The organism is Apibacter sp. B2912 (assembly GCF_009827835.1).
Classification (GTDB): Bacteria; Bacteroidota; Bacteroidia; order Flavobacteriales; family Weeksellaceae; genus Apibacter.
Genome location: NZ_WINV01000001.1, coordinates 719,995 through 732,916, shown reverse-complemented (window position 1 = coordinate 732,916; position 12,922 = coordinate 719,995). Strand labels below are relative to the sequence as shown.

The 12,922-nt window shown below is 31.1% G+C and carries 10 protein-coding genes; 7 read left to right on the top strand and 3 right to left on the bottom strand.

What is annotated here, in order from left to right:
- Positions 1-761: 761 nt before the first annotated feature.
- From GFV01_RS03375 to hemL, 5 genes are all read left to right on the top strand, one after another.
- Positions 762-2,264 carry a peptide MFS transporter gene (locus GFV01_RS03375; RefSeq protein WP_185150316.1) on the top strand — a complete coding sequence of 501 codons (1,503 nt, stop codon included), beginning with the start codon at positions 762-764 and terminating at the stop codon, positions 2,262-2,264.
- Positions 2,265-2,297: 33 nt separating this feature from the next.
- A complete protein-coding gene (locus tag GFV01_RS03370; RefSeq protein ID WP_160564768.1) occupies positions 2,298-3,686 on the top strand; it encodes a peptide MFS transporter in 1,389 nt (462 codons plus the stop codon).
- Positions 3,687-3,826: 140 nt separating this feature from the next.
- Entirely contained in the window at positions 3,827-4,732 is a 906-nt protein-coding gene (locus tag GFV01_RS03365; protein WP_160564766.1) for a 1-aminocyclopropane-1-carboxylate deaminase/D-cysteine desulfhydrase, read from the top strand.
- Entirely contained in the window at positions 4,729-5,814 is a 1,086-nt protein-coding gene (locus tag GFV01_RS03360; protein ID WP_160564764.1) for a glucosaminidase domain-containing protein, read from the top strand. Before GFV01_RS03365 ends, GFV01_RS03360 begins: the two co-directional genes overlap by 4 nt.
- A 14-nt stretch (positions 5,815-5,828) precedes the next feature.
- Positions 5,829-7,115, top strand: a complete 1,287-nt coding sequence (gene hemL / locus GFV01_RS03355; protein WP_160564762.1) for a glutamate-1-semialdehyde 2,1-aminomutase — start codon at positions 5,829-5,831, stop codon at positions 7,113-7,115.
- A 61-nt stretch (positions 7,116-7,176) separates the two neighbouring features.
- Here the strand turns inward: hemL and GFV01_RS03350 are convergent, their stop codons facing one another.
- Both GFV01_RS03350 and GFV01_RS03345 read right to left on the bottom strand, forming a co-directional pair.
- Complete coding sequence (locus tag GFV01_RS03350; RefSeq protein WP_160564760.1) at positions 7,177-7,494, bottom strand: DUF4286 family protein; 318 nt, start codon at positions 7,492-7,494, stop codon at positions 7,177-7,179.
- 12 nt (positions 7,495-7,506) lie between these two features.
- Positions 7,507-8,934, bottom strand: a complete 1,428-nt coding sequence (locus GFV01_RS03345; protein WP_160564758.1) for a TonB-dependent receptor — start codon at positions 8,932-8,934, stop codon at positions 7,507-7,509.
- Positions 8,935-8,968: 34 nt separating this feature from the next.
- Here GFV01_RS03345 and GFV01_RS03340 point away from each other — a divergent pair, with 34 nt between their 5' ends.
- Both GFV01_RS03340 and pta read left to right on the top strand, forming a co-directional pair.
- Positions 8,969-9,742 (top strand): MBL fold metallo-hydrolase, encoded by a 774-nt coding sequence (locus GFV01_RS03340; RefSeq protein WP_160564756.1) that lies wholly within the window; start codon positions 8,969-8,971, stop codon positions 9,740-9,742.
- 140 nt (positions 9,743-9,882) lie between these two features.
- Entirely contained in the window at positions 9,883-11,976 is a 2,094-nt protein-coding gene (pta, locus tag GFV01_RS03335; protein WP_160564754.1) for a phosphate acetyltransferase, read from the top strand.
- A gap of 59 nt (positions 11,977-12,035) precedes the next feature.
- Here pta and GFV01_RS03330 read toward each other — a convergent pair whose 3' ends face one another.
- On the bottom strand, positions 12,036-12,899 hold the full coding sequence (locus GFV01_RS03330) for an MBL fold metallo-hydrolase (protein ID WP_160564752.1): 864 nt from the start codon (positions 12,897-12,899) through the stop codon (positions 12,036-12,038).
- Positions 12,900-12,922 lie beyond the last annotated feature (23 nt).

The following is a 12,922-nucleotide window of genomic DNA, read 5'->3' as shown; positions in this document are numbered from 1 at the left end:
TAGCCGCCGGTTTTTTAAAAAAGAAAGCTTTGTATAGAATTATACAAGGCTTTTTTTGTTTTGTATTGAAGTGGTTTTTTTGGTTGGTGGAATTTTAAACTTATAAACTTTTAATTTAGCTAAACTCATAAGCTAACTCTCATAATTTTATATCAGACCTTTACTGTCTATGATGATATTTACTATACATATTCTTCAATGCTATTAATAACAATTTCATTCCCGATAAGGACCTTCTTATTTAAAAATAGTAAATCTAAATAGTTTTTGAAATCATAAATTAAAGAAATAGGTTTTATTGATTTTATTTCTTTAGTTACTCTTTTTTGATAGGTTTTTTAGCTAAGGGAATTTAAATTTCATAATATAATAACTACTAAAAAGTAATTATATGATGAATTAAAAAATTAATAATAAATTAAACTAATTAGAAAATTATTTTGCATGATAGTTTGTAGTAAATATTTATACCAATTAGTTTAAAAAAATCCATAAAAATATATGTCTTTATATTTATTGTTAGTAATAATAGCTTAAAATTATTTCATTATTAAGTAAAAAAAAATTTAGATAATAAAATAAATATGCTTTATTTTTTATTCATAAATTATATTATTTTTGAGATTATTGCTTATACTTCTATTTGATTTTAGGAATTTTTAGTATTTTTGATAGTAAAAAATCAATTAAAAAAATTAAATAATTGATTTTTAAGCATTTATGAATTTAAAACGATTAATACTACTAACAGTGATAATAATATGAATGACAATATCCAAAAAAATAAAGAACTTACTCTAGAAGAAATTCATAATTTTCGCGGAAAATATCCAAAACAGCTAATATATCTATTTTTGATTGAAATGTGGGAACGTTTCTGCTTCTATGGTATGAGAGGAGTTCTTACAATTTTTATGGTGGGTCAATTAGGAGTTACTGATAAAGATTCTAACCTTAAATATGGAGCGATACAAGCATTTATTTACGCTTTTACTTTTATTGGGGGGATTTTGGCAGATAAAATATTAGGATTTAAAAAATCTCTTTTCATTGGAGGTTTAACCATGGTTTTAGGTAATTTAATTATCGCTTATTCTCCACATGATTTTTTTTATTTTGGAATAACATTATCAATAATTGGAACCGGATTTTTTAAGCCTAACATTTCTACTATGGTTGGAGATTTATACAGTGAAAAAGATCCACGAAGAGATGCAGGATTTGGGTTGTTTTATTCGGGTATAAATTTAGGAGCCTTGTTTGGTGGTGTTTTATGTGTTTATTTAGGAAAATATCATTCCTGGAATTTATGCTTTTTAGCCGCAGCGATAGTAATGCTAATAGGTATTTTAATCTTCCTAGCAACCAAAAAATATTTAGGTCCTATTGGTGACTCACCATTGATAGATATGAAACCTTCAACCAGGAGTACACGTGAGATGTTTGTGTACTTAGGAGTATTGTTATGCGTACCTATTATTTATGCCATGATACATAATACTCGATATACCGATTATTTTATGTATACCATTGGTCCGTTGGCAATAGCTTTGTTTATTATAGAACTTATTAAAATAAAAAGCGCACAAATAAGAAAAAAACTTGTTGCAGCGATGATTTTAATTATTTTTTCAATACTTTTTTTTGCATTTTTTGAACAAAGTGGAGGAGCTCTGGCTATTTTTGCCGAAGGAAACCTAAGTCATAAATTACTGTTTTTTAATATTGACCCCAATATTGTAAATAATAGCTCCAATGCTTTATTTGTAATAATCTTAAGTCCTTTGTTTGGATTATTATGGCTATGGTTGGCAAAAATAAAATTAGAACCCAATACGGTAATAAAATTTGGATTGGGATTTTTATTTCTTTCTGGCTCTTTTTATATTTTATATAGTACAAGATATTTTGCTGACTCGAACGGAATGACATCTTTAAATATCTTTACAATAGCCTATTTGGTTATGACGTTCGCAGAACTTTGTTTATCTCCGGTAGGCTTATCTATAGTTACCAAATTATCTCCCAAAAATTTATCAGGAATGATGATGGGAATGTGGTTCTTAGCCAGTTCTTATGCACAATATGTAGCAGGTCTTTTAGGGGCAGAAATGTCTTCTCCGGATGAAAATGCATCTTTAGTAACTAAATTATATTCATATACTACAGGATTCGGACAATTGGCCAATTATGCATTAATTACAGGTATTGCTTTAATTCTATTTTCTCCTTTGATAAGGAAATTAATGCAAGAAGTTAAATAATAATAATAAGTAAAACTAAGTATAAATTATATTATGACAGAAACTCAAGTTAAAAAAGGGCATCCTAAAGGGTTATACCTACTGTTTTTAACAGAAATGTGGGAACGATTTTCGTATTATGGGATGAGAGGAATTTTAATACTATATCTTACAAAATCTTATTTAGAAGGAGGTTTAGGTATAGATGCTCAAACAGCCAGCTTAATATATGGTTTCTTTACGGGGTTTGTTTATTTTACTCCATTAATTGGAGGTTGGTTGGCAGATAAATATTTAGGACAAAGACATTCCATTACAATAGGGGGAATTATAATGATGTGTGGGCAACTGGCATTATTTTCATTAAATACCCAAAGTGGACTGTATGTGGGGTTATTCCTTCTAATTATAGGAAATGGATTTTTTAAACCCAATATATCAACTTTGGTAGGTGGTTTATATGCAGATGGCGATCCTAAAAGAGACTCAGCATTCTCTATTTTTTATATGGGCATAAATTTAGGAGCATTGATTGCTCCCATTATTGTAGGAATATTGACCGATGATATTTTCTCTACAAGAGATGCCGCAGGAAAAATAATATCGTATGGGTATAAATATGGTTTCCTCGCCGCTGCAGTCGGAATGTTTTTTGGTCAAATTACCTATAATACGTTGGCGAAAAAATATTTAGGAGATCTTGGGTTAAAACCTCAAGGAAAAGTCACCAAAAACGATACAAATAGTGATGTTGATCCAAACGTTCCACTAACTAAAAATGAAAAACAAAGAGTTGCTGTTATATTTATTTATTTCTTTTTTGCTATTTTCTTTTTTGCAGGATTTGAGCAAGCCGGTTCATCTTTATCATTGTATACAGATAAATTTATCGACAGAAATGTAAATTTGCCTTTTATTGGAGAATACAATATACCCACTTCATTATTCCAATCGGTAAATCCATTTTTTATAGTAGTTTTAGCTCCGATCTTTGCGTATTTTTGGAATAGTAAATTAGGACAAAAACTAACGACTCCGTTAAAAATGGGATTAGGAATGATAATTTTAGGGGTTGGATTTTTCTTTATGTTAGGAGCAGTTGCAGAACGAGGGGGCGATATAGCCGATGTTACCATTAAAGCGAGTATATGGTGGTTAATTTTAACGTATCTTGTTCATACCATAGGGGAATTATGTTTGTCGCCTGTCGGGCTTTCCGTAGTAACAAAATTGGCACCTCCTAAATTAGCATCTCTATTAATGGGAGTATGGCTAATGGCATCCTTTATTGCAAATATAGTAGGAGGCTTTTTAGCTTCTACAGTCGAAACCTTAGGAGCAGGTAAAATATTTTTATATATTTCATTATTTGTAATCATTTGTGGAGTATTAATGATCGCATTAAATAAAGTACTAGTAAAAATGATGCATGGAGTAAGATAAGATTAAAAATAATTAAAAAGTTATATCACTAAAGCATATTCTTTATTTAAATTAGTATAAATGAATATGCTTTAGTTGTTTATGGAATGTTTATTAAATCATTAGATATATTCATATAAAAATAAATTCATTAAAATAAGATGAATGTACCTATACAAACTTTTCAATTTCCGGGGTTACAAACAGATCAAGTTCTTTATATAAAGAGAGAAGATCTGATTCATCCCGTCATTTCAGGAAATAAATTTTGGAAATTAAAATATAATATTCAAAAAGCTAAAGATTTAGGAAAGAAAATATTGGTAACTTTCGGCGGAGCAATGTCTAACCATATTGTAGCCTGTGCGGCAGCAGCTAATGAAAATGGTTTCCAATCTATAGGTATAATTCGAGGAGAAGAAATTGTTGATAAATGGAAAGATAATTTAACTCTAACAGAAGCTTCTACTTATGGCATGGAATTTATTTTTGTACCCAGGCATGAATATAGATTCAAAGAACAGTCGAGTTATATACAAAATATACTTAATACCATTCCTAATCATTATTTAGTACCTGAGGGCGGGACAAATTCATTGGCTGTAAAAGGAGCAGCAGAAATACTATCAGAAAAAACCTCTTCTTATGACATAATTACTTCTGCAATGGGTACCGGAGGAACTGTTTCGGGATTATCTGTAGGAGCATTTCCTCACCAACAAGTAATCGGATTTCCGGTATTAAAAAACGCTCATTTTTTAGTTAAAGAATTATTAAAACATACTAGCAAAGAAAATTTTATAGTAAATTTGGAGTACCACTTTGGAGGATACGCTAAAATTACGAATGAATTAATCGATTTTATTAACGAATTTTATAATCTCAATCATATACCCCTTGATCCTATATATACAGGAAAAATGATGTTCGGATTAAGAGACATGTTAAAAAAGGGGCAAATCCATAAGGACAAAAAAATTTTAGCAATACACACAGGAGGTTTACAAGGGATTAAAGAAATGAATAAGTATTTAAAGAAGAAAAATAAACCTATAATTGTAACATGAAAAAATTTGGAATATTTCTAATAGCGATTGTTTTAGGAAATTTCATTCTGGCTCAAGAATCTGTAAAAAAAGATGAATTATACATTCAAACCTATGCTAAAATTGCGGTAGAGGAAATGGAAGTTTATCAAATTCCTGCAAGTATTACCTTAGCACAAGGAATTTTAGAAACAGGTAACGGGCAGAGTATTTTAGCACAGGTAGGAAATAATCATTTTGGCATTAAATGTAAAAATGATTGGACTGGAGGGAGAATGTATCATGATGATGATGCCAGAGGAGAATGTTTTAGAAAATATACCTCCGCAAAAGAATCTTACAGAGACCATTCTTTGTTTTTAGCAGAAAGACCCTATTATAAAAAACTGTTTCAATTAGATAGAAAAGATTATAAAGCATGGGCACATGGTTTAAGAAAAGCAGGGTATGCTACTAATCCTAAGTACGCATATATGTTAATCAATTTAATTGAAAGATATAAATTATACCAGTTTGATTCTTTAACCTCTGATAATGTAGATAAAAAGTTAGCAGAGTTATATCCGGATACATATAAATCCAATAATAGTATTGAAAAGGTAGATGAATCATCAATTTTGTTGGCAGATGCTAATTCAAAAACAGTAAAAATTGATGTTCCCCAAAAAACAATTCCGTTTAAAGTAACGGCTAAAAAAGTAGAAAATGTAAAGAAAATAGCTGCCGTTAAGACCAATAATTTTGAATTCCCCAGCTCTAGAATTAGAATTCATCCCAATGGGAAAGTAAGATATATTATATTAAGGAAAGGTGATACGTTGGAAGATATTTCAAAAGCCTATCACATTTCATTAAATCAATTAAAATCTTATAATGATTTACTCTTTCATGATAGTTTAGTAATTAACCAAAAAATCTTTTTAGATCCAAAAAAGAAAAAAGGAATCAACAAAGAACATATTGTAAAGGAAGGAGAGAAGATGTACGATATAGCACAAGAAAATGGTATTTCCTTAATTGAATTATATAAAAGAAATTTGATGTTTCCAGGAGATGAGCCTAAACAAGGAGATAGAATTTTATTAAAAGGGAGAAAAAGTTAAAATAGGGTTGGTAGATGTTTTTTAAAAGAAGTAAGGCTTTATTTCAAGAGGCACAACAATATATACCTGGAGGGGTAAATTCGCCGGTTAGAGCATTTAAATCTGTCGGAGGAGTCCCGGTTTTTATGAAATCGGCAAAAGGTGCATATCTTACAGATGAAGACGGAAACACATATATAGATTATATAAACTCATGGGGCCCCATGATTCTAGGTCATAATCATCCCCAAGTAGTAGAAGCAGTAAAAGAGCAAATGCAAAATGGGTTTTCATTTGGAACTCCTACAGAATTAGAAACAGAAATTGCTAAATTGATTACCTCTTCTGTGCCTTCTATTGATAAAATAAGAATGGTTAATTCAGGTACGGAAGCCTGTATGTCTGCGATTCGATTAGCAAGAGGTTTTACATCAAGAAATAAATTTATTAAGTTTGAAGGGTGCTATCATGGACATTCCGACTCCTTTCTTATAAAAGCCGGAAGTGGTGCTGTTACCTTTGGAAATCCTAATAGTCCGGGGGTAACGGAAGGAACGGCAAAGGATACTTTGTTGGCTAAATATAACGATATCGAATCTGTAAAATCTGTTTTCGAAAAGAATAAGGGCGAAATTGCAGCAGTTATACTAGAACCTATAGCAGGTAATATGGGATGTATACCTCCTAAAGGAGATTTTCTTGTTAAGTTAAAGCAACTATGTGAAGAAAATCAGTCATTACTGATTTTTGACGAAGTCATGACAGGTTTTCGAGCAAAGATAGGGGGAGCTCAAGAGTTTTTTAACATTCAGGCAGATATAGTAACTTATGGTAAAATTATTGGAGGTGGAATGCCCGTCGGAGCATTTGCCGCTCGAAAGGAAATAATGGATTGTTTATCTCCGGTTGGTAAGGTTTACCAAGCGGGTACTTTATCCGGAAATCCAATTGCTATGAGGTCCGGATATACAACCTTATCCATACTGAAAGATGATTTAGATATTTTCCATAGAATTACACAAACTACAAAAATCCTATCCGATGAATTAAGAACTATTTTTAAAAACGCCGGTATACCCGTATGTATTAATCAATGTTCATCGATGATGACCGTATTTTTTGGTATATCAGAAGTTTCAAACTTTGATGATGCAACAAAAGCTGATCATGAAATGTTTAACAAATATTTTCATTATCTACTAAACCACGGAATATATTTGCCGCCTTCAGGTTATGAAACATGGTTTATTTCTGATTGTATAAAAGATATTGAAATTGAAAAAACATTAGATTATACAAAAAAATTTATATCCTCTCTTTGATTGGAAAATAATAAATTGCTTAGTATAGTATATTTTCTTTTTATGTAGAAGAAATGGCAAATTAAAATTCGAAACTTTCAAGTAGCTCTAATTCAGTTTTAAAAGGCAAGACTCGAGTTCCAAACTTATGAAATAATAATTGAGCAAATCGATCGGAATGGTTTTTATAATAGTCTTCTAAAACTTTTTTGTTAGCGGCATAATATTGGAGGGAATAGGTACATCCTGATTCATCCGGATGAGAAATAACTTTTGAAAATATAACCTTAGTAAATATTTGAATTTCATACATTTCAGGGATTAAGGTATTTTTAACCCAATCGATCCATTCCTTTTCTAAAGGATATTCAACGTGAAAACTTTCTGAATATATAATCATTTCATTAAAATATTAATTAATAGCATAATCCACTGAGTACCCGAACATACCCTTTTCTTTAATCATATCGGCAACTTCATTGGGCATATTAATTTCCCAACCGTTTTTACCGGAAGCAATCTGAGTAAGAATTTGCTTTCCATAAATTCTGAGATAGGATTCATTATAATCTTTAATATCTACAATCCTCTTATTTTTTTTGAAATATTTGTATAAATCTTTAAGGCTTTCATTAACTTTTAAATTTTCAGAATTGAGAAACTCTCCTGTTTCTTGATCAACATAAGGATAAAGATAAATTCGCATATGCTGCTTAAATAGCTTTCCAAAAGCTTCCATAATACCACCGCTTAAGTGGTTATAATATCCTTCTTTAAAAATGTCCAATAAATTATTAACACCCATTGAAATACCGATTCGTTCCGTAGTAAATCTGCTGAAATAATCTACTAAACGATAATATTCGGAAAAATTAGAAATTAAAACAGTATATCCTAATTTTCCTAAAACATCCGCCCGATCTAGAAAATCTTGTTCATTGATCTCACCGGAAGCAAGTAGGTTAGATAAAGTAATCTCAAATAGTACCTTAGTATTTTCCTTAGTAACCTTTTTTTCATTCATAAACATTTTCAATCCTTGATTAAACATATCAATGTTTACATGGGTAACCGGACGGAAACTTCCTCTTAAAGCGAAAATATTTTTATTATATAATTCATCCGCGGGAAGAACATTTTTTCCGTTAGGCTCAAAAACAGCTGCATCTGCCATTCCGTTTTTAACTAACTGTAAGCTCATTAAACGATTGTCTACAGCAGCATAATCTGGTCCGCTGAAATTAATCATATCAATTTCAATCTGATCGGTGCTGAGTTCATCATAAAGAGATGAAATTATTTTTTTGGGATTATCGCTGTAAAAAAAAGAACCATAAATTAAATTTACTCCTAAAATACCTAAGGTTTCCTGTTGTAATTTAGTGTCGTTTTCATGGAAACGAACATGTAAAATAATTTCATTATACGGTTCTAATTCGTGTAATTGAAATCGGATTCCAACCCAACCATGTCCTTTAAAAGTTTTATTAAAATTGATGGTAGTAACCGTATTGGCATATGAAAAAAATTTTCTGCCTGAACAATTGCTTCTATCGATTCGTTTCTCAATTAATTCAATTTCATGGTCAAGCATTTTATGCAATCGTGCTTGAGAAACATATCTATTATCCGGTTCTTTTCCATAAATAGAATCACTTACTTCTTTATCATAGGCAGAAATTGCTTTGGCAATAGTTTTAGAAGCTGCGCCCGCTCTAAAAAAATAGCGTACGGTTTCCTGACCTGCTCCTATTTCAGAAAAAGTCCCATAAATATCTTTATTTAAATTAATCTGAAGAGCTTTTTGCCTAGGGGTTAGTACTTGTTTATGAGAGAGCATATTTTCAACTTTTGTTCGTAAATTTACAAAAATTATGGTACTACAAAAGAGTAATATAACATTCTTAGGGACAGGAACTTCTCAAGGAATTCCGGTTATAGGTTCAAATGATCCGGTATGTAAGTCTCAAGATGAAAAAGATAAAAGATTACGAACTTCTGCATTGGTTCAATATAAAGGTTTGGATTTATTAATTGACTGCGGTCCTGATTTCAGACAGCAAATGTTGCGAGAAAATAAATCCAATGTAGATGCCGTATTAATAACGCATGAACACACAGACCATATTGGAGGATTAGATGATTTGCGTCCCATCAATTTTTTAAAAGGACAAGATATTCCTATTTTTGGAAAGGAAAGGGTATTAGAAGATATAAAAAGAAGATTTTCTTATGCTTTTGCAGAAGTAAAATATCCGGGTGCTCCCGGTTTTGAATTACATTCAGTGAATGGTGATATCTCTTTTCAAAATGTTTCTATTCAACCCATACATATTTTACACGGTAAGTTGCCCATTTTAGGATATAAAATAGGGGGATTATCATATATCACTGATGCTTCCTCTATTTCTGAAGAAGAAATAGAAAAAATTAAATTTTCAGAAGTATTAGTTATCAATGCTTTAAGAAAGGAAGCTCATGCTTCCCATTTTACTTTGTTTGAGGCATTGGAAATCATTGAGAAAGTTAAACCTAAAAAGGCTTATTTAACACACATCAGCTATCAACTAGGGTTTCATGAAGAGGTAGAAAAAACATTGCCTAATCATGTTTTTTTAGCTTATGACGGATTGAAAGTTGAATTTTAATAGAATGCATATTTTTTTACTAAAAATCATATTTTATAATAAATAAAAGGCATTATTTAGATATATTTTAATTTATAAATTTAATTAAATGTATATTCCTCAATTTTGTACTTTTGCAATACTTACAATTATAATATTAAATGAACAATAGATCAGTATATGTAGCGGCTACATGTCCTTATAGCGGAAAATCTTTGATTAGCTTGGGGATATTGCAAATGGTAATGAGAAGAACACCGAATATTGGTTATTTTCGTCCTATTATTGATGATTTAGATGATGGGATAAAAGATAACCATATTGAAACTATGATTTCTTATTTTAATCTTAATCAGAGTTATGAAGATGCATACGCTTTTACTAAAAGTGAAATTATTGATCTTCAAAATAGTGGCAGATTAAATGAGGCATACGATAGTATTATTCAAAAGTATAAAGCATTAGAAGATAGATTTGACTTTGTACTAATCGATGGTACTGATATATCAGCAGGTAGTACTTCGTTAGAATATGATTTGAATGTTATCATTGCTAAATCATTAAATATTCCGGTCGTTCTTGTTGTAAAAGATTCATTTAAAAATTCGCACGATTTAGCTAAAAATATAAGTCTGGAATTAAACAATTTTTTAAAGAAGGATAATAAAGTTATTGCGGTAATTGTTAATAAATGTGATAAAGATATAGAAGAAGTTATTACTAAAAGTAAGAAACGCATTGGTGATTCCGTTTTATTATCTATAATTCCTAACGATAAACCTTTAAGTTTTCCTACACTAAAAGAAGTGGCTGATGTTTTAGGAGCTAAAGTACTTCATGGAAGTGAAAATTTAAATCGATCCATCACTAAATTTATGATTGGAGGTATGTTACTATCTCAATTCATTAACTATGTTGAAGAAGATTGCGTTGTAATACTTCCCGGGGATCGATCCGATTTAATCGTTGGAACTTTACTTTCCAACTTATCTAATTTTAAAAGAATTTCAGGAATAATACTAACTGCCGGAATAGGTCCTGATGCTTCAATCATGAAAATGATTGACGGATCGAGTGTAAACATGCCTATTATGCTTGTTGATATAGGAACATTTGAAGCAGCAACAGCTATTGACAATATAAAATCAACAATTTATCCTGAAAACACGGCAAAAATTAAACGTAATATTGACCTGTTTGAACAATATGTGGATGTGCCGGAGCTTGATAAGAGAATTTCTTCATTTAAAATTGAAGGAATTACCCCTAGAATGTTCCAGTATAATTTATTGAAAGAAGCAAAAGCAGCCCACAAACATATAGTTTTACCGGAAGGAGGGGATGAGAGAATTTTACGCGCCGCTTCCATGTTAGCGGATGATGAAATTGTAAAAATCACAATTTTAGGTAAACCGGATGAAATTATACAAAAAGTTAACCAACTGGGACTAAGTTGGAATACGGATCTGATTTCTGTTTTAGATAATACAGAAAACGATAAGTTAAATGATTATGTTGATACCTTATATGAACTTAGAAAAGATAAGGGTATGGAACATGCTCAGGCTAAAGATTTAATGTTGGATGCCTCCTATTTTGGGACAATGATGGTGTATAAAGGAGATGCAGATGGAATGGTGTCAGGAGCTCAAAATACTACGGCTCACACGATACGTCCGGCTTTACAATTTGTTAAAACAAAACCGGGAATTAAAACCGTTTCTTCCGTATTTTTCATGCTCTTGCAAGATAGGGTACTAGTTTACGGTGATTGTGCTATTGTTCCTAATCCTACTTACGAACAGTTGGCAGATATAGCAATTTCTGCTGCAGGAACTGCAAAAGAATTTGGAATTGAGCCGAAAATAGCCATGCTTTCTTATTCATCCGGATATTCAGGAGCGGGAGTAGATGTGGATAAAGTTAGAAAAGCAACAGAGCTGGTAAAATCTTTGCGTCCTGACTTATTAATTGAAGGACCGATTCAATATGATGCAGCGGTGGTTCCAAGTGTTGGTAGCAGTAAAATGCCGGGGTCTTTAGTTGCAGGAAAGGCAAATGTATTGATTTTCCCGGATTTAAATACCGGTAATAATACATATAAAGCGGTGCAAAGGGAATCCGGAGGACTAGCGCTAGGTCCTGTACTTCAAGGATTGAGAAAACCTATCAATGACTTAAGTAGAGGCGCAAAAATAGAAGATATTTACAATACGGTTGTAATTACAGCTATCCAAGCAGCCAACGATAATTAAAAAAATAGTATTTAAAGAAGTAAAAAAACTCTATCATTGATTACGATTGATAGAGTTTTTTATTTTCCAAAAATATCCAAAAAGCTAAACGTTTGATCGAGCCTGATTCCTTTTTCTGTTTTTTTAACTGTACACAGTTCATGAACGGCATCATGTTCAAAAAAGAAAAAATAATTTTGAGATTCGGCAAGATTTAAAATTTGTTCCTTTTCGGGTATAGTGAGTAGGGGGCGGGTATCATATCCCGCAATATAAGAAATTGGAATATGTCCGGTAGTAGGTAACAAATCAGCAGCGTAAATTATTGTTTTTCCCTCATAAATTATTACGGGTAACATTTGCTTATCTGTATGTCCATTAACAAAATATATATCAAAGCCTAAAGGTGAATTTTTCAGGAAATTATCTTTAGGAATGGATATAAATTGTAATTGACCACTTTCTTTAATGGGAAGAATGTTTTCTTTTAAAAAAGAAGCTTTTTCTCTTAAATTAGGTTGGACGGCCCAATTCCAATGATCTTCATTACTCCAATAAATAGCATTTTTGAATGTTGGTTTATAACCTGATTTGCTTTTATTCCATTTAATAGCTCCCCCGCAATGATCTAAATGTAAATGAGTAAGAAAAACATCAGTAATATCATCACAGGTAAAGCCATATCGTGCTAAGGATTTTTCTAAAGAAAATTCACCCCATAAATAATAATATCCAAAAAATTTTTTATTTTGTTTGTTTCCAATACCCGTATCAATTAATATTAGTCTTTTGCCATCTTCAATAAGAAGACATCTCATAGCTAAATCGACTAAATTATTAGAATCTGCAGGATGTGTTTTTTGCCAGATAGATTTAGGTACAATGCCGAACATAGCGCCTCCATCGAGTTTAAAATTTCCGGTTTCAATCGGATATAATTTCATAAAGTATTGTATTTGATACTTTA

Bases quoted from the DNA above. Each gene is read 5' to 3' on its own strand.
- GFV01_RS03375 (WP_185150316.1), top strand. From the start codon at position 762: ATGAATGACAATATCCAAAAAAATAAAGAACTTACTCTAGAAGAAATT.
- GFV01_RS03370 (WP_160564768.1), top strand. From the start codon at position 2,298: ATGACAGAAACTCAAGTTAAAAAAGGGCATCCTAAAGGGTTATACCTA.
- GFV01_RS03365 (WP_160564766.1), top strand. From the start codon at position 3,827: ATGAATGTACCTATACAAACTTTTCAATTTCCGGGGTTACAAACAGAT.
- GFV01_RS03360 (WP_160564764.1), top strand. From the start codon at position 4,729: ATGAAAAAATTTGGAATATTTCTAATAGCGATTGTTTTAGGAAATTTC.
- hemL (WP_160564762.1), top strand. From the start codon at position 5,829: ATGTTTTTTAAAAGAAGTAAGGCTTTATTTCAAGAGGCACAACAATAT.
- GFV01_RS03350 (WP_160564760.1), bottom strand. From the start codon at position 7,494: ATGATTATATATTCAGAAAGTTTTCACGTTGAATATCCTTTAGAAAAG.
- GFV01_RS03345 (WP_160564758.1), bottom strand. From the start codon at position 8,934: ATGCTCTCTCATAAACAAGTACTAACCCCTAGGCAAAAAGCTCTTCAG.
- GFV01_RS03340 (WP_160564756.1), top strand. From the start codon at position 8,969: ATGGTACTACAAAAGAGTAATATAACATTCTTAGGGACAGGAACTTCT.
- pta (WP_160564754.1), top strand. From the start codon at position 9,883: ATGAACAATAGATCAGTATATGTAGCGGCTACATGTCCTTATAGCGGA.
- GFV01_RS03330 (WP_160564752.1), bottom strand. From the start codon at position 12,899: ATGAAATTATATCCGATTGAAACCGGAAATTTTAAACTCGATGGAGGC.